Raw genomic sequence first — 21532 nt, forward strand, 5'->3', positions numbered from 1 at the left:
AAATCTGTTTTCGGCAAAAATAACCCGGTTTTTCACATAAAAAAACCCCTCACAACAAAATGTAAGGGGTTTTTTGAAAATTGTATGCATGTTTCCTCAGTTAGCAGTCTTACGTTCGGGGCTTGTACCTTCTTCTTCCGCCCATGTTTCAATATGCCTGAGCTCCGGAGTATTCTCGGCTTTGAATACGGGATCAAGACCTTTTTTGCGCTGAGCGGCATAATCCTTATAGATCTTGTAGGCTACATTACTCAGCAATAAGATTGCCACTAAGTTAATGAGAGCCAAGAGTCCCATAAACAAGTTTGCCATGTCCCAGACGATCTGGAAGTCAGCCAAACATCCGTATACCACCATCACTACGACGAATACGCGGTAAATATTAAGCCATGTTTTGCTTGTTTTAATAAATTCAATATTCGTTTCACCATAGTAATAGTTGCCGACGACAGAACTGAATGCGAATAAAAACATCGCAATCGCAATAAATGTCGGCGCCCATCCGCCGAGGTGGTGCTGCAGTGCGGCTTGTGTCACTTGGATGCCGTCGCCTTTAGGCGTAAAGCTGTACAATAAAATGATAAAGGCAGTCGATGTACAAACGATAAATGTATCAAAAAACACACCGAGGGTCTGAATTAATCCCTGCTTAGCCGGATGCGACACATGTGCAGCCGCTGCGGCATTCGGCGCGCTTCCCATACCCGCTTCGTTTGAAAACAGGCCGCGCTGCGCACCGATAATAATGATGCTTCCTAAGCTTCCGCCGACGATCTGTTCAAGACCGAACGCATTTTTCACAATCGTAACAAACAGCTCAGGTACCGCTGTAATATTTACAATCACGACATACAGCGCGATCAGAATATACATACCCGCCATGACCGGAACGATTAATTGCGAGACGGAAACAACACGTTTCAGACCGCCGAATATAATGAAAGCCGTTAATACAGCTAAAATGATTGCGATAACTGTTTTATTCACATGGAATGCTTCGTCAAACGCGACAGAAATCGTATTTGACTGCACGGCGTTAAAGATAAGTCCGAAAGAAACGGTAATCAATACGGCGAATAAAATACCGAGCCAGCGGGCGCCCAGTCCCTTTGCCATGTAATATGCCGGACCGCCGCGGAATTCGTCACCGGAACGCACTTTATACAGCTGCGCCAAGGTGCTTTCCACAAAGCTGGAAGCCATACCGACAATCGCTACGATCCACATCCAAAATACTGCGCCGGGACCGCCTGTTGCAATCGCCAGCGCGACGCCGGTCAAGTTTCCGGTTCCGACACGAGAAGCGGCTGAGATAAAGAATGCCTGCATTGAAGACACTCCTTTATTTCCTTGCGGCTTCTCCCCGACGATTCTAAACATTTCAATAAAGTATTGGAATTGAATAAAGCGAAAACGGAACGTAAAGTACAATCCGATCCCGACTAAAATATAAACAAGATACTTCCAAATAAAATCATTTGGAACATTTATGATTTCACTGATGAAAGCCTCCATGTTTAACCTCCCTTTTACGTATCTTTTACTGTCATTTTTGCTGCATATGTTAGATCTTTTAACACAACGAGTATTATTATATCACAACGACCGTGGTTGAGAAGTTTTTTTAAGAAAATGTTTCGGTTTCTTCATCACGTCTTTTGCTGTCATGCCCCGTTTTTTATCTTACAGCCCGAAAAATGTTGTCACGTCATAAGGAATGCGTGCATATCATAACAAATAGGTCTTTAAGATAAAAGAGATGAAAAGATGGATGGAATGGTATATACTTAACCAGGATAATATTTTTTTAAATTTAATAAATATGTTTACTTTACATTTAAATTAGGGTATTATAATAAAAATATTCAGACTTATGAAGGGGGGGAGAACATTTGAAAAAAATCTTGTTTTTAAAAGCTTCTATTTTATTTTTAGCGATTGCAAGCTTTCATTTGCTCTCCATTCCCCATGCGTTTGATACTGCTCATCATTTTAAAGCGGTAGCCGACCAGCAGGAAATGCACGAAATGAAGGCCGGCCAAAATGCTGATGATGAGAAAAAATCGCTGACGGGCTCATATATCTTGACGGCGCTTTTTGCCGCTTCTGTCTCACTGATCGTGATATCAGACAGGAGACGCCCCGCTTCCCGGAGAAGACAGCGAAAGAAAAGCTTTTTAATCGCTAAATTTTATCAGTCCTCGTATTTCGATGAGCTTCATGTTCAACATCGCCTATCTATGTAACATAAAATGAGGAGGTTGTTAAACATGTTGTTTATCTTACGAATGGTGATTTTAGGGTTGTTTTCATTCACTGCATTGAATTTATTTGTATGGCAGGGAATCGAAGTCATTCACGCTATCACTGACTTATTCGGCAGCCATGAAAGCTAAATAGTAAACCTCCGCTCAATGAGCGGAGGTTTTTTTATTTTAATTTTACTCTTAAACATCAGACGCGGGGATACGCCATACATCTGTTACCGGCCCTGTCTCATCTTCATCGGTAAAGAAGGAACCGTTGCTGTATCGGTCATTCGCCCGCAAGGACTTCACGGCGATTTCGATTCTCTCGCCTTTTTCTGTTTCCGCAGCGATCATGTCGGCCAAAGCGCACGCGAATACGCCGACTGCGCGATGCGGGTTCTTTTTAAGCTCACGCAGCATAACGACACCGCGCTTCGCCCTGGATGTTTTTTCGAATTCAGATAGGTTCATCCGCTTGATTGCTCCCCGCTGTGTGACGAGGACAAGCGAATCTGTTTCATGCAGGATTTGTCCTGATACGACGGTATCACCGTCTTTTAAATTTATGCCCTTTACGCCGGCCGCACGGGCACCGACTACATTTACTTCATCTTCACCGAACCATAAACCGTACCCGAGGCGGGTGGCGATAAACAGCTGGCTGCCGCCGTCTGTGACATGAACATCAATCAGCTCGTCGTCCCCTTTAAGGTTAAGGGCAACAAGCGCTTTCGAGTAACGCTGCGCTTTGTAATGCGTCATTTCAGTTCTTTTCACCATGCCGTTTTTCGTCATAAACAATAAATATGAAGATGGATCAAATTCTTTTACCGGTATAGCTTTCACGATGGTTTCATCACGGTCAATCGTGATGATGTTCGTTACGTGCTGCCCCATGTCTTTCCACCTGATATCGGGAAGCTGGTGAACCGGACAATAAACATAGCTTCCCTTATTGGTAAAGAGCAGGAGAACATCCGTTGTGTTCATTTCAAATTGGTGAATCAGCCTGTCAGTATCCTTCATACCGAAATCCTGGCCGTTAGAAGCGGCAAATGACCGCTGGCTTGTTCGTTTTACATAGCCGTCTTTTGTGACTGTCACATATACGTCCTCAGAGGCTACCATGACTTCAAGATTAATTTTAATTTCCTCAATCTTTTCTTCAATGACAGACCGTCTGCTGTCAGCATAGGTCTTTTTCAATTTTTTCAGGCTGCTTGTAATGACTTTTAACAGCTTTTTATCATGACTTAAAATGGCTTCGAGCTCCTGAATTTTCTTGCTGAGCTCTTCCGCTTCCTCTTTTAGCGCCGTAATATCCGTGTTTGTCAGACGATACAGCTGCAAGGATACGATCGCTTCGGCCTGCGGCTCCGTAAATGCGAATTTAGACATTAAGTTTTGTTTCGCATCTTTCTTGTCGCTGCTTGCCCGGATGACCGCTATGACCTCATCTAACACAGACAGTGCCTTCATCAGTCCTTCAACGATGTGATGCCGCTCTTTTGCTTTTTGCAATTCAAAGACGGAGCGGTTTGTCACTACTTCCTTCTGGTGGGAAATATACGCATCCAGGATGGCTGTAAGACTCATCAGCATCGGCCGGCGGTTATGTATGGCGACCATATTAAAGTTATATGTTGTCTGCAGATCAGTGTTTTTATATAAGAAATTCAGGATGCCTTTTGCATCGGCTTCTTTCTTTAACTCAACGACCACCCGAAGCCCCGTGCGGTCAGTTTCATCCCGGACTTCAGAAATGCCTTCGACTTTTTTGTCTATGCGGTATTCGTCCATTTTCTTTACGAGATTGGCTTTGTTTACTTCAAACGGAATTTCTGTAATGACGATCTGCTCCCGTCCGCCTCTTACGGATTCCACTTCAGCCTTGCCGCGGATAATAATTTTGCCTTTCCCGGTTTCATAAGCCTTCCGAATGCCGTCGACTCCTTGAATAATGCCTCCTGTCGGAAAGTCAGGCCCTTTAATCACCTGCATCAAGTCATCGACGGTGCAATCCGGAGATTCAATCCGTTTAATGACGGCATCAATGACCTCACCCAGATGATGAGGGGGAATATCAGTCGCATAGCCCGCTGAAATCCCGGTTGATCCGTTGACAAGCAAGTTAGGGAACATGGCGGGCAAAACAACCGGTTCTTTACTAGTGTCATCAAAGTTCGGAACGAATTCAACCGTATTTTTATCAATATCACGCAAAAGCTCTGACGCGATAGAAGATAATCTCGCTTCCGTATAACGCATGGCAGCCGGCGGATCACCGTCAATGCTTCCATTGTTGCCGTGCATCTCAATCAGCACATTCCGCACTTTCCAATCCTGGCTCATCCGCACCATCGCTTCATAAACGGAGCTGTCACCGTGCGGATGATAATTACCGATAACGTTTCCGACCGTTTTCGCCGCTTTACGGAAATTTTTATCGAATGTATTTCCGTCTGCGTGCATGGCGTATAAAATTCTCCGCTGCACCGGCTTTAAACCGTCACGAGCGTCGGGCAGCGCCCTGTCTTGAATAATGTATTTACTGTAGCGTCCGAAACGGTCGCCGATTACTTCTTCTAACGGTAAATCATGAAATAATTCTGGCTGTGCCACTATTAAACCTCCTCAGCGACCGACAAGTTTTCATTTTCTAAAATATTGCTTTCCTCATCTAATCCGAAGGCAACATTCTTTTCAATCCATTTTCTTCTCGGTTCTACTTTGTCTCCCATTAATGTCGTTACGCGGCGCTCTACCCGTGCAGCATCGTCGATCTTGACTCTGACGAGAGTTCGCGATTCGGGATTCATCGTCGTTTCCCAGAGCTGGTCTGCGTTCATTTCTCCCAGACCTTTATAGCGCTGGATGGTATACCCTTTGCCGACTTTCTTTAAAACGCCGTCCATTTCTTCGTCGGACCAGGCATATTCAATAATCTCTTTCTTACCGCTCCCTTTGCTCACTTTGTAAAGAGGCGGAAGGGCGATGAAGACTTTTCCGTGCTCGATTAAAGGTTTCATATAGCGGTAGAAAAACGTTAACAGCAAGACTTGAATGTGCGCGCCGTCGGTATCCGCGTCCGTCATGATGATGATCTTGTCATAGTTGATGTCGTCTATATCAAAATCTGCGCCGACACCGCCTCCGATCGCATGAATAATCGTATTGATTTCTTCATTTTTGAAGATGTCTGCAAGCTTTGCTTTCTCTGTGTTGATGACCTTTCCGCGAAGGGGCAGCACGGCTTGGAATTTCCGGTCTCTTCCCTGTTTTGCAGAACCTCCCGCAGAGTCTCCCTCCACCAGATACAATTCATTCTTCGCCGGATTTCTGGAACCGGCCGGTGTGAGTTTTCCGCTCAGCGTCGCTTCTGATTTTTTTCGCTTTTTGCCGCTTCTCGCTTCTTCTCTCGCTTTACGGGCCGCTTCACGGGCCTGGCTTGCTTTAATCGCTTTTTTGACAAGCAGGGTCGCCGTATCGCGGTTTTCTTCCAAGAAATAAGCAAGATTCTCGGAAATGACGGCATCCGCGGCTGATCTCGCCTCACTTGTGCCAAGCTTCCCTTTCGTCTGGCCTTCAAATTGCAGCAGTTCCTCCGGGATACGCACGGAAATGATTGCGGACAAACCTTCCCTGATATCGGCGCCTTCAAGGTTCTTGTCTTTCTCTTTTAAAAGGGCGACCTTTCGCGCATACTCGTTAAACGCTCTTGTCATTGCCGTTTTGGCTCCTGATTCGTGGGTGCCGCCGTCCTTTGTTCTGACGTTATTAACGAATGACAGCATATTTTCTGAATACCCGTCATTAAACTGAAACGCGAAATCGACTTCAATGTCGTGATGCTCGCCTTCAAAGGAAACCACTTCGCATAAAGCGTCTTTTTCCTCGTTTAAATAAGCGACAAATGCTTCAATTCCGTTCTCATAATAAAATACTTCTTTTACGCCGTTCCGTTCATCAATTAATTCTATTTTCAAACCTTTTAACAAGAAAGCTGATTCGCGCAGACGTTCTGACAGCGTGTCAAAATTATAAACCGTTGCGCTGAACATTGACGGATCAGGTTTAAAATGGGTAAGCGTTCCCGTTTTTTTGGTGGTTCCGATTTTTTCAAGTGAAGTCACGGGCTTGCCGCCGTTTTCAAACCGCTGTTTATAAACATATCCGTCACGCTCAATAGTAACTGTCAGCCACTCCGATAACGCGTTTACGACAGATGCGCCGACACCATGCAGACCGCCGCTTGTTTTATAGCCGCCCTGTCCGAATTTCCCCCCGGCATGCAGCACGGTGAAAATAACTTCCGGCGTCGGCTTTCCGAGCTTATGCATCCCGGTCGGCATTCCGCGTCCTCTGTCCTGTACGGAGATGCTGTTGTCCTTATGTATCGTTACGATAATATGATCTCCGTAGCCGGCAAGAACTTCATCGACGGAATTGTCGACGATCTCATATACCAGATGGTGCAGGCCTCGTGCGTCCGTCGAACCGATGTACATTCCCGGTCGTTTTCTGACGGCTTCCAGGCCTTCAAGCACCTGTATGGCATCTTCGTTGTAATCAAATTGCTGTTTTCTAGCCAAACGTACAAACCCCTTTCAAAAAACCTGCTCTTAATCATTCTCTTTTTTAAATGTTTTCATGTCTTTGTTTTTCAGTATGCGCAAGCTTCGGTCCAATTCTCCTCGGACTCACAATTATAACCAATATGCTTGATTTCGCAACATATTTAAGCGAATGGCTCGTTTTTTAGGCCGCAAGACATACATTCGAACGGCTTTTCATCTTTTTGGTGCCCTTTTCGGCGGATAAGAACATGAGTTCGCTTTCTATTATATAGCTTTATGCCGGCCATCGCAAACAGACTGTAAACCCCCGTATAAAGGGGTTTCTAAAAAAGCTGTTCATGCTTTATTGTATCTGTTTCATCATCATACGCAAAGAGTATTCTTTCAATAAAAAAGCAAAAACCCCTGATTTGCCAAGGATTTTTGCCTTTTTTGTTCCTATTTTATAACAGCGCGGGCGACTTTTATACATAAATCCATAACAGCCGTCCGTCCTTTGTCTGTAATCATGCGATACGCTTCTTCATTTGCAAGACCCTGCTGCGCCCAAAAAACGGGAGCGTCCGTCTGTAAAAATTCTTCAGCAACGCCGGGAAGCTGCTCAGAGCGTCTGAACACATTCACGATATCAATCGGTCCCTCCACGTCTTTTAATGAAGCGACGGCTTTAACGCCAAGCGCCTCATCAATCGTTGGATTGACGGGAATAATTTCATACCCTTCATCCTGCATCGCTTTGGAAACCATGTAAGAAGTCCGGTCGGGACGGTCTGACAGCCCGACGACTGCGATCCGTTTGCTCCGGTCCAGAATTTCTTTAATCTCTGATTTTGAAGGATTTTGCATCTTTACCATCTCCTTTTGATATATTGTACATGACCGCTTCGCCGGAATCAAAAAAAGCGCTTTGTCAGCTTAATTCTCAAAAAACTTGTCATCAGACGGTAACAACTCGTGTTAAAATAGAGTGAAGGGACATTGAAAAGGAGAAATGTAGATGTTGATTGCTTTATTGATTATTTTGGCCTATGTAATAGGCAGCATCCCGTCAGGTTTAATCGTAGGCAAACTTGCGAAAGGGATCGATATTAGAGAACACGGAAGCGGCAATTTGGGCGCCACAAATGCTTTTCGCACGCTTGGCGTTAAAGCGGGATCTGTTGTCATCGCAGCCGATATTTTAAAAGGCACCTTGGCCGCGGCGCTCCCATATTTGCTGCACGTCCCCATTCATCCTCTTCTCGCAGGGGTGGCAGCAGTAATCGGCCATGTATTCCCCGTGTTCGCAAAGTTTAAGGGAGGCAAAGCCGTAGCCACATCAGGGGGCGTCCTGCTGTTTTATGCTCCGCTGTTATTCGTTACGATGGTTGCAGTATTTTTCGTATTTTTATTCCTTACGAAATTTGTTTCTCTGTCTTCAATGTTAACAGGGATTTATACGATTATTTACTGTCTGTTTGTAAAAGACCCTTATTTATTAATCGTAGTGACGCTCTTGACCGCGTTTGTTATCTACAGACACAGGGCAAACATCAAACGGATTATAAACAAAACAGAACCGAAGATCAAATGGTTTTGATGAAACTTCAATTTTGACATCAAAATGCCATATGCGTTTATAATAGAGATAATTTCTTTATATGAGAAACAAAAAGGGAGTGTTCCGGATGAACATGAAAGTAACGAAAGGCGCGCTGGATTGGTACAAAGAAGAGCTCGATCTGGAAACAGGCGACCACGTCCGTTTCTTTGTCCGTTACGGGGGATGCAGCAACGTTCAGAAAGGCTTTTCTCTCGGCATTTTAAAAGACCGGCCGATGAACATCGGCACCAGCACGGAAGTTGAAGGCATTACCTTTTTTATTGAAGAAAGCGACTTATGGTACTTTGATAATCACGATTTGTCAGTCACATATTCAGATCAGGCAGAAGAGCCGGTATTTGATTATGTGTAAAAAAAAGAACGCAGCGGATGCGTTCTTTTTTTTTACAGCCTGAACCTTTTGAGATGATCAGTCAGACGTTCTTTTTCTAATATGCTTCTTTGCGTATCACCGAGCAGGTCAAAGTGGGGAAATTCATTTTTATGGTGAATCCACTCCGGCTTCAGCCCGTACTCCGCTCCCCATCTGATCAGTTTATTGAGATCGCTTGAACCGGCCTTCGTCACGGTCTTAGCCTCCGGAAAGCGGTCGTCCAGCCAGTAATGCGTTAAAAAAGCGATTTTCCCTTCCGATACATCCCGCTTCCATCTTTCCAGTTCCTTACGCGTAATTCCAAATGCCATAAGTGCAGCCGCTCCTTATTTTTTTGCCTTTTCGTAAGCGGCATGCCAATCAGGAAAAGCCTTGCGAAACTGAATCGGTTTGAAGCTCTCTTTATCAACGCATATATGAGAGGATGTCGCTTTGATGGCAAGTTCTTGATCCGGATTATAGATGTGGTAGCCGTAAACGGTTTTAAATCCGTTATATTCTTCAATCCAAGTATGTACGACAGCCGTTTCTCCGTAGCGGAGCGGCTTTTTATAAGAAATGCTGATATCCAATACAGGGGACAGCACACCTCTATCTTCCATATCCTTGTAAAGAAATCCGAGTTCCTTAATCAGCGCCGTTCTGCCGACCTCCATCCAGACTAAGTAATTGGCATGATAGACGATGCCCATTTGATCTGTTTCCGCATAACGCACTTCTATTTCTTTTTTTGACACATGCAACGTTCTCTGCTCCCTTATTATCAGATTAGCCCCATTTTATCACAACGAGCCGGAAAGAGAAAAAAACCAGGTTTCCCTGGTTTTTATTATGATTGATAGCCGTTTTCTCTTGCAGCCGATTCATCCTGGATTTCACTGCGGAACGATTCAATGCTTTCATTGCGTCTGGCATTCTTCTCTTGAATGCGCTGTCTTTCCTCATCTGTCGCAAATTCCATTGATTCTTTGGCTTCTTCTATATTTTCAATTGTATTCTGCACCATATCCTGCAGCTTTTCAACGTTATCGGAACGGTCATCCGGATTCGGTTTTTGATAATTGTTTGTCATAATGTCTGCTCTCCTTTGATGATGTTATTCGCCTTTCGTCTGCATGACAATCGGATGTCCGTTTGACTTGTCATGAAACTTTTCCCCTTTGTTGCGTTTATATTTAACGGGTTTTGTCCCTAAGTGGCTCGGAGCGTATTGCGGCTGGCCGTCTTTCTTGTTTATGCCCATGTTCATCCCTCCTTAAGAGTATATTTTGCAAAAGGAGGTGCAAACATGACTGCAAATTAAAGGTTATTTTTGTTTGAACCGCTGCTCCAGCTTTTCTTCAAGCTGATTCAAATATTCCGTATTGGTCATCAGCTCACGTTTATTTTCCATAACCAATTCATGAAAAGAACGTTTTCGCATTTTTTTCAATCTTCTCACCTCCGTGTTTTCATTCATTTTTTCCAATTTTTCAAAACCTAAGCCCTTCACAATAAAAAAACTGAACCTCTATTTGAGATCCAGTTTTTCTTTCATTTCTTTTTTTGTCATCGTGCCTACGCGAATGTGCTGAATGGTTCCTTTTTCGTCTAATATGTATGTTGTCGGATAAGAAAGCACGTTGAAATCTCCGTTAATTCCGCTTTTGTCAATCAGAATAGGAAATGTCAGCTGATAATGATCAGCAAATGATTTCACAGCCTGTATATTTTTTTCAGAGGACGTAAAATTAACGGCTGCTACCGCAATATCAGGATATTCTTTCTGCAGCTCCTGCATATCGGGCATTTCCATTCGGCACGGCTTGCACCACGTCGCCCAGAAATTGAGGAGCACTTTTTTTCCTTTATAATCAGAAAGGGAGATGCTTTTTCCTGACAATGTATCAAGTGTAAAGTCAGGGGCTTTCATCCCTTCTTCTGTCCCTTCTTTCGGACTTTTTTGTACAGAATAAATGTTCCAGCCCGCATACACTAACAACCCGATAAGTAATATTCCGCCCAGCCATTTCGCAAGCATCTCAAGGCCTCCCGCATAAAAAGAGAGAAAGCAGACTGCTTTCTCTCCTTTGTTCATTCTGCTACTGTTTCATTTTATCGCGAAGCACCATTTGTAAAATGCCGCCGTGGCGATAGTAATCAATTTCCACTTCACTGTCAAAACGGACAACAACTTCAAATGTTTTTACCGTACCGTCTTCACTGATTGCTCTGACAGTCAGCAAGTCGCGCGGACGTACAGATTCATCAACATCCACCTCGATGACTTCCTTACCGGTTAAGCCGAGTGTATCCGCGTTTTCACCCTGTTTGAACTGAAGCGGCAGCACACCCATGAAGACGAGGTTGCTTCTGTGAATTCTTTCAAAGCTTTCGGCAATGACTGTTCTGATGCCGAGCAGGTTTGTTCCTTTTGCAGCCCAGTCACGTGAAGAGCCCATTCCGTAATCTTTTCCGGCCAGGACGACAAGACCCGTTTTATCTTCTTTATACCGCATGCAGGCATCATAAATAGATGTCACTTTCCCGGTAGGCCAATGTGTTGTGTATCCGCCTTCTGTACCCGGTGCGATTTGGTTTTTAATGCGGATATTGGCGAATGTTCCTCTCATCATGACTTCATGGTTTCCGCGGCGTGAGCCGTAAGAGTTAAAGTCACGAGGAGAAACGCCTTTTTCCTGCAGGTATTTGCCCGCCGGTGTGTCTTTTCCGATCGCTCCGGCCGGAGAAATGTGGTCAGTCGTCACGGAATCGCCGAATTTGCCGACAACGCGAAGTCCTCTTAAAGGCTCAACTTTTCCCGGCTCTACAGACATTTCCTCAAAGAACGGCGGGTTTTGAATGTAAGTGGAATCCTGATCCCACTTATACAGCGCTTCATCCGTCGTTTCGATTTCGTTCCAGCGCTGGTTGTCGTCAAATACCGTTTCATACTCTTTGCGGAATAATTCCGGCGTAACAGTCTGTTTGACGAGAGAATTGATTTCATCCATGGACGGCCAGATGTCATCGAAATAAACATTTTGTCCGTCATTTCCGACACCGATCGGATCCGTTTTCAGGTTGATATTCACAGTGCCTGCTAATGCGTATGCGACAACAAGCGGAGGTGACGCAAGGTAGTTTCCTTTGACAAGCGGATGGATCCGGCCTTCAAAGTTTCTGTTACCCGACAAGACAGAAGTGATCAAGAGATCATTTTTAGCAACCGCTTCTTCAATCTCTGGAGAAAGCGGGCCGGAGTTCCCGATACATGTCGTACAGCCATACCCTACGAGGTTAAAGCCGAGCTCCTTCATGTAAGGAAGCAGGCCTGAGTTGACTAAGTATCCAGTAACAACCTTAGACCCCGGTGCAAGTGACGTTTTAACATAATTCGGCACTTTCAAGCCTAATTCTACCGCTTTTTTGGCTACCAATCCGGCACCGATTAATACATAAGGGTTTGATGTATTCGTACAGCTTGTAATAGCAGCGATTGCAATCGCCCCTGTTTTCATAACCGCATCTTCGCCGCTGTTAAGTTTAAATGAAATTTCTTTGTTCTCTTCAGCAGCATCCGCTCCGAATCCTTGGTTGCCGGCCGGGCTGACAAGATGTTTTTTAAACGTTTCCTGCATAACGGAAAGCGGGATTAAATCCTGCGGACGTTTCGGTCCTGAAAGGTTCGCTTCGATTTTTGACAGATCAATTTCCACAACGTCTGTAAAAATCGGCTCTTCCGCGTCAGGCGTATAGAATAAACCATTGTTGCGGCAGTATGCTTCCACAATATCGATCTGCTCTTCTTCACGGCCGGTCAGACGCAGGTAAGAAAGTGCTTCCTCGTCAACCGGGAAGAATCCGCAAGTCGCTCCGTATTCCGGCGCCATATTGGCAATAGTCGCACGATCCGCAAGCGGAAGCTCAGCAACACCAGGACCGAAGAATTCAACAAATTTATTGACTACGCCTTTTTCGCGCAGCACTTGAGTGACTTTCAGCGCCAAGTCAGTCGCCGTCGTTCCGTTAGGCAATTTTCCGACAAGTTTCGCGCCGATGACCTCAGGAACAGGGAAATATGAAGGCTGGCCGAGCATTCCCGCTTCCGCCTCAATACCGCCGACACCCCAGCCGAGGACGCCGATTCCGTTAATCATTGTTGTATGGGAATCTGTTCCCACCAATGTATCAGGATATGTCACAAGTTCTCCGTCTTCCTCTTTCGTATGAACGACACTTGCCAAAAACTCAAGGTTTACCTGGTGAACGATACCTGTTGCAGGCGGAACAGCCTGATAATTGTTAAACGCTTTCTTTGCCCAGCTTAAAAATTTATAACGTTCTGCATTTCTTTCGAATTCTAAGTCCATATTAATGGCTAACGCGTCTTCCGTACCGGCTTTGTCGACTTGTACGGAGTGGTCAATGACCAAGTCAACCGGAATTTCAGGATTGATTTTATCAGGGTCTCCGCCGACAGAGGCCATGGCTTTTCTTAAAGATGCCAGGTCAACTACGGCCGGAACGCCGGTAAAGTCCTGTAGAATAACCCGTGACGGTTTAAACGGCACATCGATATCTTTTAATTCAGCAGTACCCCATCTTGCTAAATTTTCAACATGTTCTTTTGTAATGACACGTCCGTCTACCTGACGCAAAACAGATTCCAAAAGAACCTTAATAGAATAAGGAAGTTTTGAAACATTGCCGACCCCTGCGTCTTCCAATGCTTTTAATGAATAGTAGTTGTATGTTTTCCCATTTGAAGAAAATGTTTTTCTTGCTTGGAAAACGTCTTGTGTTGCGACTTTTTGCTGATTTGTCATTCTCCAAAATCCCCCTTCAATGATCAAGATCGTTCTTTAGATGAATGTTCACATTCCATCACAATTTTCTCACAATTTCATCTTAGTATAAAATCATACATAAGTAAATATCAATGTTTTTATTAAATACAATAAGATCGTCTTATCAGTATGATTTTCGGTAAATTTTGTCCGATTTTCCGCCTCATACAACGGGCTGTAAAGAGCCATATTAATGTTGAGGTGATGATCATGGTAAAACGGAAATCCAATCATGTAATTAACGGCATGAATGATGCGAAAAGCCAAGGCAAAGGCGCGGGTTATATAGAAAATGACCAGCTCGTCCTGACGGAAGAAGAACGGCAGAACAATAAAAAAAGAAAAACAAACCAATAGCCGGAACACCTTAAAAAGGAGGCTTTAACATGACAAATAAAAATACGAGTAAAGATATGCATAAAAATGCTCCGAAGGGCCATAACCCCGGCCAGCCGGAACCGCTGAGCGGAAGCAAAAAAGTGAAAAACCGCAACCATACAAGACAAAAACATAATACAAGCCACGATATGTAAAACAGACCCCGGTGTCTGTTTTTTTGTGCCATTCACCCATTCAAAGCTTCTGCATACGTTATAGCAAGGCTTTTTAATATGGAGGGATGCTTCCATGAATCACTCAAAAAACGCTGAAGAATTTGATGATACGGAAGAATGGCTGCGGCAGTTTTACGAGGACCCGTATGCTTGGTATGACGAGACGCTGCCGATCGATCTATATGAAACAAGCCGTCAATATATCATTGAAGCCGACCTGACGGCGCTGAAGCAGGTGCAAGCGATAACCGTCACTCTTTCGGGAAATGAGTTTATGCTCTCTGTTAAAACGCTTGAACGGACGTTAAACAAACAAATGATGCTTCCTTTTTATCTGAATGACAAACATATTTTCACTGATTTCACCAACCATATTCTGACCGTCTCCATGAACAAGGAGCCAAATGAGACTCCTGCCTCTTTTTCCTTTCAATTTCCTCTATAACATAAAAAAACCGCTTTCATCCCTCAATGGAAGCGGCTTTTTTGTCCGGTCATATCAGTCATATACCCTCAAAGTGAATCTCCCATGGCCAAATAGCAGAATCACTATACGATAGAATATGTTCTAGCAACCGGAATGACTGGACATCTATCATTTTTTCTATTCTTTTTTTCATGTGTTCTTCTATTCTGTCTTCGTTTACAATATGGTTAAAGTAAGGAGGAGATAGAACAATGCTGGAAGGCTGGTTTATGTGGTTTATTTTATTTTGGGTCATCGTGATGATCGGATTGCTGTCTATCGGCGGGTTTTTTATGTTTCGAAAATTTTTAAAACGCTTGCCGAAAGAAGACGGCCGGTCAGAACTGGATTGGCAGGACTATTATATTGAAAAAAGCAAGCACTTATGGAATGAGGGTGACAAGGCGTTTTTGGATGAATTGGTCGCCCCCGTGCCGGAGCTCTTTCGGGATGTAGCAAAAGCGAAAATCGCCGGAAAAATCGGTGAACTTTCCTTAGCGGAGGAAGCTGAACAAATAAACCGTGATTTAATCATCAGGGGTTACATACTGGCCACTCCTAAGCGTGATCATCAATTTTTAAAAAAGCATCTCCGTGAAAAACAGATTGATCTTACTCCTTATCAAGCCCTGCTCAAATAAAAAACCTTTCCGGCGGACGGAAAGGTTTTAATTCATCTGAATATCAGCGGTCTTCAGTTCATTCGAAAGTTTGCGGTAAGACAAAAACATCGCGATGCGCCACGGGACAATCATTCCGAAAGCAAGAATCCAAAACATCCCGCTTAAAGCTCCGTAATCAATCGTCGTGCTCAAAATGGTTTTCATAGCGATTCTGATAACCAGCAAACCAATCAGGATAAACACAAACGCTTTTGACCGTTTTAAATAGATTTCATTATTTTTAATCTCAAATTTAGATGTTTTAATCAGAAAAATAGAGAAGATTACGCCCAGCGTAATGGCTTCCAAAAATTCTTCGCCCGTCACTCTGAAAATCGGAAAAAGGAACATAAGCGCTCCCGTACTCATGAAAATCGGCGGGAGAATTATTTTTTTAGGTGAAGCGGGCTTGTCGGAGGATTTAATCCTGACGATCATCACGGAAATTGCCATGGCCGCTGCAATAACGGATGAAATTATAATCATCATCTTTATCATTCCTTTGCTTGCACGGAGTTTGATACTATATACTATACTCCAAAAACATAAAAAAAACCAATTTGAAAAGAGAACACGTTTACGTTCCCGTTACCCGCCCTACGGCCTCCAGCACTTTAGATGCTTCAAACGGTTTAACGATAAAGTCTTTAGCGCCTAATTCAATCGCTTCCAGAACGATCCGCTGCTGCCGCATGGCGGTGCACATGATGATCCGGGCTTTCGGGTCAAAAGCTAAAATATCCTGCAGCGCCTGTATACCGTTTTTGACCGGCATGGTAATATCCATAGTCACCAGGTCGGGACGGATTTTTTGATATACTGCCAGAGCTTCCTCACCGTCAGCCGCTTCCCCGGCCACTGTGTAATTCGCCGATTCCAGAATCTCTCTGATTTTCACCCTCATGAACTTGGCGTCATCTACAACTAAAACTCGTGTCATATTCCCCTCCACATATTTAACATTAACTAGTCTTATTGTACCAAAAACAAAAGGGTATATAATAGTTCAAAAGTTATTAATCCGTTACAGACCCGTAAATCCTCCGAAAAGATTTGACAGAACGATCAGAATGTAGCTCATCCAGTTAAAAAACAGCATAACCCCGATCAGAATCATAAGAATGCCGCCGATTTTCATGATAAGCAGCTGATGCTTGCGAATCCAATTCATCCTGGTAATAAAAAATGAAAGAACAAGAAAAGGAATCGCAAATCCGAGAACATATAAAAACATATACGGCACTGCTGAAGAAGGATTTGTATTGGCCAGCGAAAATACCGCTCCTAAAATGGGCCCGCTGCACGGCGACCAGCCAGCTGCAAACGCAAGACCGATCAGAACCGAACCGATAAACCCCTCCGGACGGCGCTTAAAGTGAATGCGCCGCTCTTTCATCATGAATTTCGGCTGAAACACACCGGCAGTAATCAGCCCGAAAAGGATCAGCATGATGGCGCCAAACTGGCGGATCGCTTCATGATATTGGGTAAAAAAACTGCCGATAAACGAAGTTCCATATCCCAATGCGATAAAAATCACGGAGAAACCAAGCAAAAAACAAAGTGTATGCACGAGGCCGCGCTTTTGCAGCATCACTTTTTCTGTTTTCACTTCGTCCATACTGACACCAGTTATGTAAGATAAAAAGGCGGGGTACAACGGCAGACAGCATGGAGAAATGAAAGACAGAAATCCGGCCCCAAACGTCAGAAAGTAATTAAAACTCACGATGACACACTCCCTTCGAGTTATGACAAAATCATTTCATTTTTTTAACACTTTCCCGAGAAGGATTACTTTTTATAGAAAAAGCTTATATAATTTAATTTGACATCGAGATATTATACTCCTTCTTATTTGAAAAGCAGTATAAATGTGGATATAATAATAGCGACTCAGGTGAAAGATTTATGTATGAAAGGATATATCCCTGTGATTAGAGAGCATCTATTAAATGAAATTGAAAAAAAACGGGCAGAGCTGCTTAAAATCGTCATGACAAACGGAATGACATCAAACATTACGATAGAACTCAGCCAGGAGCTTGACCACCTTCTCATACAATATCAAAAAGAACTGCACACCGGCAGTTGGGGTGAAACATGACGCCAAAATAAAAAACCCTCTCCGGGTTTTTTATTTTTATAACCATGTATCTCTATATCATAATCTGTACGTATTATTTCGCTTGATTATTCATGGCTTTCATCATTTGATTAATTTTCTTTTGAGAAGGTTTCATTCCCATTTGCATCATCATCATGCGTAACATTTGTTCATTAATAGGCGGATTCTTTTTCAAATAGCTCATCATATATTTACGAGCAATAAAAAACCCGAGTGCAACACCTATGAGCAATGCGACAACGCCCACTAGGATGCCAACCCATAAAGTCATTTTATTTCCTCCTTCATGTTGTCTAGTTTAAAGTGTACTAAACCAAAGGCTATTATACAACATTTACATCTCTTTTTCCTCGTTTTTAGACAAAATTTCTTTCTCTGACCGGATTTAACCACCCGTAGCGCCGTGTCTTGAAATCCATTGCAAGAAAACAGGGGCTGATTTTACGCAGAATCTCAAAGAAAATCGTTTCCGCCTCATAATCTCCCGAAGCTGCAATCTCAATTAAACTGTCTTTCATCATGAAGGTGGCGCGGCCCTTTTCTCCGGGCAGTGTAAGCCGGTAAATGGAATCCAAACGGCTGTAACTCATTCGGTTTAAATGCAGCTGGAGACGCTGATGCATATGTATCACCGGAATCGGTTCCGTTATATATTGAACTTGCTTTTCTGTCATTTGATATTTCTGGGGTGTCAGGTCTGTCCAATGATAGTCTCGAAACAACTCAAACATAGCCGTTTCCCGCCCGAAGTAGTGGTTCGCAAACTCATCCTTTATCAGGTGCGTATAGTAATGACGTTCCATTTCCTCATCCCCTTTTACAGCGCTTCGTTATTGCTTTCTATTATACAAAAGGAGAAAAGAAAGAATTGTCTATTACTGTTATGCCGCCCCTTCTATTTTTGTCGCATAAACAGGAAAAAGAGGATGATTTGACTCATCCTCTTTTGTCTCGTTATTTGTTTAAAAGTTTTTTCACGCGGTCAACCACGTTTTCTGCAGTAAACCCGTATTCTTTCATAATTGTTTCTCCCGGAGCTGAAGCACCGAAACGGTCAATTGCGAGAACGTCTCCTTCAAGACCGGTAAATTTGCCCCATCCGAAGCTTGAACCCATTTCGATCGCAAGACGTTTCGTCACATTCGGAGGAAGCACGCTGTTTTTGTACTCGGCCGATTGTTTTTCAAAGCGGTCCCAGCTCGGCATGCTGACTACAGATACGTGAATGTTTTCTTCAGCCAGTTTCGCTTGAGCTTCGATCGCAAGTCCGACTTCAGAACCTGTCGCTAAAAGAAGAGCGGCCGGTGATTCCGTTTGGGCTTTGGAAACGATATAAGCCCCTTTTTCCACGCCCGCATACGCTTCTTCAGCCTGCTGATCAATCGTCGGCAGGTTTTGGCGTGTCAATACAAGAGCTGTCGGATGATCTTGGCTTTGAACGGCAACCTTCCATGCAGCTGCGGTTTCATTTCCGTCAGCAGGTCTGATCACAGAAAGGTTAGGAAGTGCGCGTAAAGAAGCAAGCTGCTCAATCGGTTCGTGAGTCGGCCCGTCCTCTCCTACGGCAATACTGTCATGTGTGAATACATAAGTGACGGGAAGACCCATCAATGACGCCAGACGAATGGCAGGTCTTAAATAATCAGAGAACACAAAGAATGTGCCGCCGAATACGCGGAGGCCGCCGTGAAGCGCCATTCCGTTTAATGCAGCGCCCATCGCAAATTCACGGACACCGAACCAGAAGTTTTTCCCGGCGTAGTCTTTGGCCGTGAAGTCTCCTCCATTTTTGATTGTCGTTTTATTTGAACCCGCAAGGTCAGCAGATCCCCCGACAAAGAAAGGAATTTTCTTGGCGATCCCGTTCAGCACCTCACCTGAAGATGCGCGGGAAGCAAGGCTGCTGCCTTTTTCATAAACGGGAACTTCCTGATCCCAGTCTTTAGGAAGCTCGCCTTTCATGCCGAGTGACAGCTGTTCAGCAAGCTCAGGATATTTTTCTTTATAAGCCGCGAACAGTTCATTCCATTCCTGTTCTTTTTTCGAGCCGGCTTCTTTTACAGCTTTATTGAAATGCCCGTATACTTCTTCCGGAACATAAAAATCTTCTTCAAACGTCCAAGCATACGCTTCTTTTGTCAGCTTGCTCTCTTCTTGTCCTAACGGAGCGCCGTGAACGCCGGATGTGCCCGCACGGTTTGGAGAACCAAAACCGATTGTCGTTTTCACTTCAATCAAAGTCGGTTTTTTATCATTCTGGCGCGCTTTTTCAATTGCAGCCGTCAATTCGTCGATGTTGTTTCCGTCCTCAACATAAAGAACTTCCCATTTCATTGCTTCAAAACGCTGCTTTACATTTTCAGAGAAAGAACGATCTAAATCGCCGTCTAAGGAAATGTCATTAGAATCGTATAATACGATCAGGCGGCCTAATTCAAGATGGCCTGCAAGAGAAGCGGCTTCGGAAGAAATGCCTTCCATTAAATCGCCGTCTCCGCAAATACTGTATGTATAATGATCAACTACGTTGAATGAATCACGGTTATATGTCTCAGCCAGATGGCGTTCTGCAATTGCCATTCCCACTGCCATTGCAATACCCTGTCCAAGCGGCCCGGTCGTTGCGTCTACTCCGGCTGTGTGCCCGAACTCCGGATGTCCCGGTGTTTTGCTTCCCCATTGACGGAACTGTTTCAAGTCTTCAATGCTGAGGTCATATCCGCTTAAATGCAGCATGCTGTATAAAAGCATTGAACCGTGGCCTGCTGATAAAACAAAGCGGTCGCGGTTAAACCAGCCCGGATTCTGCGGATTTACATTCATAAATTTCGTCCACAATGTATATGCCATCGGAGCGGCTCCCATCGGCATGCCCGGATGTCCGGAATTCGCTTTTTCAATTGCGTCTATAGATAGTGTACGAATGGTGGCAACTGATTTCTTTTCAATTGTATCCATTATAATCCCCTTCCTTATTGTTGTACCTTTTCATCATAAAGCGATGCTGACTTTTTCTCAACTCTTTCAGCTTAAATTTGAGATAAACTTGTTGAAAATTGTCGTAAAGCACATCCTGATATTAGTATATACGAAAAAAGAATACGTATTGCCGTATTCTTTCTGTTTAATGAAGATTATTTTTCTGTTGTTCTCTTTTTAATTTTTCAGGGGTGACATCGTTGCCTTCCGGATCAATCACTTTTACGCTCTTTAACGTATTTTTCATTGAGGAGCGGAATCCTTTCAAATATTCCTGGCGAAGCTTTTGCTGTTCAGCTTTTTCCTCATCCGTTATTGTGTTTGATTTAGCTTTTTGAGCCAATTCGTTAATTCTTGCGATTTTTTCTTTAGAAATCATAATAAGCTCCTTTGGTGCGTGTTGATTATATACTACTAAAACGCAGTCTTTTTTACAACTGATGCGCGTCAGCTGCCTTCTGTATCTGCGGTATATTCCTGAAACCGCCGGTGAACCGTGGCTTTGGACACATCATAGCCGAATCCTCTTAAGGTCGCTGCGATTTCTGCAAAGGTAAGCTTGTTGGCTCTCAGCCTGATAATTTCCGAAACCGGAACCTCTTTTTTTTCTTTTCCGCTGTTTTCATGCCTGTTTTTCAGATTCCGTTCAGGTTTGTAGCCGTTTTTCACGGCTCTTTTCATTCCCCGCCGGATTTTCATATTGTGAATTTTCCTTTGATATTCCTCAACAATACTGACGATTTCAAGTACCATCGTATCAGCTTCGGAAAGCTCCAGTTCACCTTTATGAGCCGTCGTATATATCTTTACGTTCTCCCTGTAAATGCAATGCAAAAGCGCAATCTTGGCGTTTCCTCTTCCCAATCTCGTTTCGTCCTGCACCAATATCGCGTCAATATGTGATTTTTTAATTTCATCAAGCATTTCAAATACTCCGTCGCGGTCCATTTCGTAACCGCTGGCTTTCTCAGAAATGACTTTCACGACTTCCATGCCGTTTGCAGCAGCGATCTCACTGAGCTCCTCTTCCTGTCTTTTTAATGACGTTTGCTGCTGTTCTTTGTTTGTGCTTACGCGGGCATAAATGAGCGCCTTCATTTCTCTCTTTCCTC

28 protein-coding genes are annotated in these 21532 nt (G+C 43.8%); 9 read left to right on the forward strand and 19 right to left on the reverse strand.

Annotated features, from left to right (window positions below; genetic code table 11):
* Positions 1-96: 96 nt before the first annotated feature.
* On the reverse strand, positions 97-1515 hold the full coding sequence (locus G9F75_RS17240) for an alanine/glycine:cation symporter family protein (RefSeq protein ID WP_100261812.1): 1419 nt from the start codon (positions 1513-1515) through the stop codon (positions 97-99).
* A 377-nt stretch (positions 1516-1892) separates the two neighbouring features.
* On the opposite strand from G9F75_RS17240, the gene G9F75_RS17245 reads away from it, so the two are divergent.
* Together G9F75_RS17245 and G9F75_RS20185 are read left to right on the forward strand one after the other, a co-directional pair.
* Positions 1893-2246: a hypothetical protein gene (locus tag G9F75_RS17245; protein WP_003153956.1), complete on the forward strand. Its 354-nt coding sequence runs from the start codon at positions 1893-1895 to the stop codon at positions 2244-2246.
* A 24-nt stretch (positions 2247-2270) separates the two neighbouring features.
* A complete protein-coding gene (locus G9F75_RS20185; RefSeq protein ID WP_003153957.1) occupies positions 2271-2396 on the forward strand; it encodes a hypothetical protein in 126 nt (41 codons plus the stop codon).
* A gap of 51 nt (positions 2397-2447) precedes the next feature.
* Here G9F75_RS20185 and parC read toward each other — a convergent pair whose 3' ends face one another.
* The 3 genes from parC to G9F75_RS17260 all read right to left on the reverse strand — a co-directional run bounded on the left by parC (position 2448) and on the right by G9F75_RS17260 (position 7672).
* Positions 2448-4871: a DNA topoisomerase IV subunit A gene (gene parC / locus G9F75_RS17250; protein WP_095060115.1), complete on the reverse strand. Its 2424-nt coding sequence runs from the start codon at positions 4869-4871 to the stop codon at positions 2448-2450.
* A gap of 2 nt (positions 4872-4873) precedes the next feature.
* Positions 4874-6841 (reverse strand): DNA topoisomerase IV subunit B, encoded by a 1968-nt coding sequence (gene parE, locus G9F75_RS17255; RefSeq protein ID WP_014305073.1) that lies wholly within the window; start codon positions 6839-6841, stop codon positions 4874-4876.
* 423 nt (positions 6842-7264) lie between these two features.
* Positions 7265-7672: a CoA-binding protein gene (locus G9F75_RS17260; RefSeq protein ID WP_007410316.1), complete on the reverse strand. Its 408-nt coding sequence runs from the start codon at positions 7670-7672 to the stop codon at positions 7265-7267.
* A gap of 151 nt (positions 7673-7823) precedes the next feature.
* On the opposite strand from G9F75_RS17260, the gene plsY reads away from it, so the two are divergent.
* The gene (gene plsY / locus G9F75_RS17265) at positions 7824-8405 is read left to right on the forward strand and encodes a glycerol-3-phosphate 1-O-acyltransferase PlsY (RefSeq protein WP_014418024.1); all 582 of its coding nucleotides are present in this window, start codon (positions 7824-7826) and stop codon (positions 8403-8405) included.
* Between the two features lie 88 nt (positions 8406-8493).
* Positions 8494-8781, forward strand: coding sequence for a HesB/YadR/YfhF family protein (locus G9F75_RS17270; RefSeq protein WP_007410318.1), 288 nt, complete (start codon positions 8494-8496; stop codon positions 8779-8781).
* Positions 8782-8813: 32 nt separating this feature from the next.
* On the opposite strand, the gene G9F75_RS17275 is transcribed toward G9F75_RS17270, so the two are convergent.
* The 7 genes from G9F75_RS17275 to acnA all read right to left on the reverse strand — a co-directional run bounded on the left by G9F75_RS17275 (position 8814) and on the right by acnA (position 13610).
* The gene (locus G9F75_RS17275) at positions 8814-9113 is read right to left on the reverse strand and encodes a hypothetical protein (RefSeq protein ID WP_007611759.1); all 300 of its coding nucleotides are present in this window, start codon (positions 9111-9113) and stop codon (positions 8814-8816) included.
* Between the two features lie 15 nt (positions 9114-9128).
* Entirely contained in the window at positions 9129-9545 is a 417-nt protein-coding gene (locus tag G9F75_RS17280; RefSeq protein ID WP_003153973.1) for a YbgC/FadM family acyl-CoA thioesterase, read from the reverse strand.
* Positions 9546-9631: 86 nt separating this feature from the next.
* Positions 9632-9874 carry a small acid-soluble spore protein Tlp gene (gene tlp, locus G9F75_RS17285; protein WP_021493415.1) on the reverse strand — a complete coding sequence of 81 codons (243 nt, stop codon included), beginning with the start codon at positions 9872-9874 and terminating at the stop codon, positions 9632-9634.
* A gap of 24 nt (positions 9875-9898) precedes the next feature.
* A complete protein-coding gene (locus tag G9F75_RS17290; RefSeq protein ID WP_003153977.1) occupies positions 9899-10045 on the reverse strand; it encodes an acid-soluble spore protein N in 147 nt (48 codons plus the stop codon).
* A 63-nt stretch (positions 10046-10108) separates the two neighbouring features.
* Entirely contained in the window at positions 10109-10234 is a 126-nt protein-coding gene (locus G9F75_RS17295; protein WP_012117651.1) for an FbpB family small basic protein, read from the reverse strand.
* Between the two features lie 78 nt (positions 10235-10312).
* Complete coding sequence (locus tag G9F75_RS17300) at positions 10313-10822, reverse strand: TlpA family protein disulfide reductase (protein ID WP_014418022.1); 510 nt, start codon at positions 10820-10822, stop codon at positions 10313-10315.
* A gap of 61 nt (positions 10823-10883) precedes the next feature.
* Positions 10884-13610 (reverse strand): aconitate hydratase AcnA, encoded by a 2727-nt coding sequence (gene acnA / locus G9F75_RS17305; protein ID WP_017417878.1) that lies wholly within the window; start codon positions 13608-13610, stop codon positions 10884-10886.
* 231 nt (positions 13611-13841) lie between these two features.
* On the opposite strand from acnA, the gene sspO reads away from it, so the two are divergent.
* The 4 genes from sspO to G9F75_RS17325 all read left to right on the forward strand — a co-directional run bounded on the left by sspO (position 13842) and on the right by G9F75_RS17325 (position 15292).
* Positions 13842-13988, forward strand: a complete 147-nt coding sequence (sspO, locus tag G9F75_RS17310) for an acid-soluble spore protein SspO (protein ID WP_021493416.1) — start codon at positions 13842-13844, stop codon at positions 13986-13988.
* Positions 13989-14017: 29 nt separating this feature from the next.
* Complete coding sequence (locus tag G9F75_RS17315; RefSeq protein ID WP_003153984.1) at positions 14018-14164, forward strand: small acid-soluble spore protein P; 147 nt, start codon at positions 14018-14020, stop codon at positions 14162-14164.
* A 94-nt stretch (positions 14165-14258) separates the two neighbouring features.
* Entirely contained in the window at positions 14259-14630 is a 372-nt protein-coding gene (locus tag G9F75_RS17320; RefSeq protein WP_007410324.1) for an Hsp20/alpha crystallin family protein, read from the forward strand.
* Positions 14631-14863: 233 nt separating this feature from the next.
* Complete coding sequence (locus tag G9F75_RS17325) at positions 14864-15292, forward strand: DUF2621 domain-containing protein (RefSeq protein WP_014418020.1); 429 nt, start codon at positions 14864-14866, stop codon at positions 15290-15292.
* A 27-nt stretch (positions 15293-15319) separates the two neighbouring features.
* Here the strand turns inward: G9F75_RS17325 and G9F75_RS17330 are convergent, their stop codons facing one another.
* The 3 genes from G9F75_RS17330 to G9F75_RS17340 form a co-directional block, all read right to left on the reverse strand.
* The gene (locus tag G9F75_RS17330) at positions 15320-15811 is read right to left on the reverse strand and encodes a CcdC family protein (RefSeq protein ID WP_167409260.1); all 492 of its coding nucleotides are present in this window, start codon (positions 15809-15811) and stop codon (positions 15320-15322) included.
* A gap of 79 nt (positions 15812-15890) precedes the next feature.
* Positions 15891-16253 (reverse strand): response regulator, encoded by a 363-nt coding sequence (locus tag G9F75_RS17335; protein ID WP_007410327.1) that lies wholly within the window; start codon positions 16251-16253, stop codon positions 15891-15893.
* Positions 16254-16337: 84 nt separating this feature from the next.
* On the reverse strand, positions 16338-17045 hold the full coding sequence (locus tag G9F75_RS17340) for a cytochrome c biogenesis protein CcdA (RefSeq protein ID WP_088056486.1): 708 nt from the start codon (positions 17043-17045) through the stop codon (positions 16338-16340).
* Positions 17046-17246: 201 nt separating this feature from the next.
* Between G9F75_RS17340 and G9F75_RS17345 the strand changes: the two genes are divergently transcribed.
* Entirely contained in the window at positions 17247-17420 is a 174-nt protein-coding gene (locus G9F75_RS17345) for an aspartyl-phosphate phosphatase Spo0E family protein (RefSeq protein WP_012117647.1), read from the forward strand.
* Between the two features lie 73 nt (positions 17421-17493).
* Here G9F75_RS17345 and G9F75_RS17350 read toward each other — a convergent pair whose 3' ends face one another.
* The 5 genes from G9F75_RS17350 to G9F75_RS17370 all read right to left on the reverse strand — a co-directional run bounded on the left by G9F75_RS17350 (position 17494) and on the right by G9F75_RS17370 (position 21518).
* Positions 17494-17712 carry a YneF family protein gene (locus G9F75_RS17350; RefSeq protein WP_003153994.1) on the reverse strand — a complete coding sequence of 73 codons (219 nt, stop codon included), beginning with the start codon at positions 17710-17712 and terminating at the stop codon, positions 17494-17496.
* An 85-nt stretch (positions 17713-17797) separates the two neighbouring features.
* Positions 17798-18244 carry a sporulation inhibitor of replication protein SirA gene (sirA, locus tag G9F75_RS17355; protein WP_021493417.1) on the reverse strand — a complete coding sequence of 149 codons (447 nt, stop codon included), beginning with the start codon at positions 18242-18244 and terminating at the stop codon, positions 17798-17800.
* A 151-nt stretch (positions 18245-18395) separates the two neighbouring features.
* Complete coding sequence (gene tkt, locus G9F75_RS17360) at positions 18396-20399, reverse strand: transketolase (protein WP_103526851.1); 2004 nt, start codon at positions 20397-20399, stop codon at positions 18396-18398.
* Positions 20400-20565: 166 nt separating this feature from the next.
* On the reverse strand, positions 20566-20799 hold the full coding sequence (locus G9F75_RS17365; protein WP_003153997.1) for a DUF896 domain-containing protein: 234 nt from the start codon (positions 20797-20799) through the stop codon (positions 20566-20568).
* A gap of 68 nt (positions 20800-20867) precedes the next feature.
* Positions 20868-21518, reverse strand: coding sequence for a YneB family resolvase-like protein (locus G9F75_RS17370; RefSeq protein ID WP_021493418.1), 651 nt, complete (start codon positions 21516-21518; stop codon positions 20868-20870).
* Positions 21519-21532: the final 14 nt, after the last annotated feature.

Source organism: Bacillus sp. EKM208B (assembly GCF_011800725.1).
Taxonomy (GTDB): Bacteria; Bacillota; Bacilli; order Bacillales; family Bacillaceae; genus Bacillus; species Bacillus velezensis.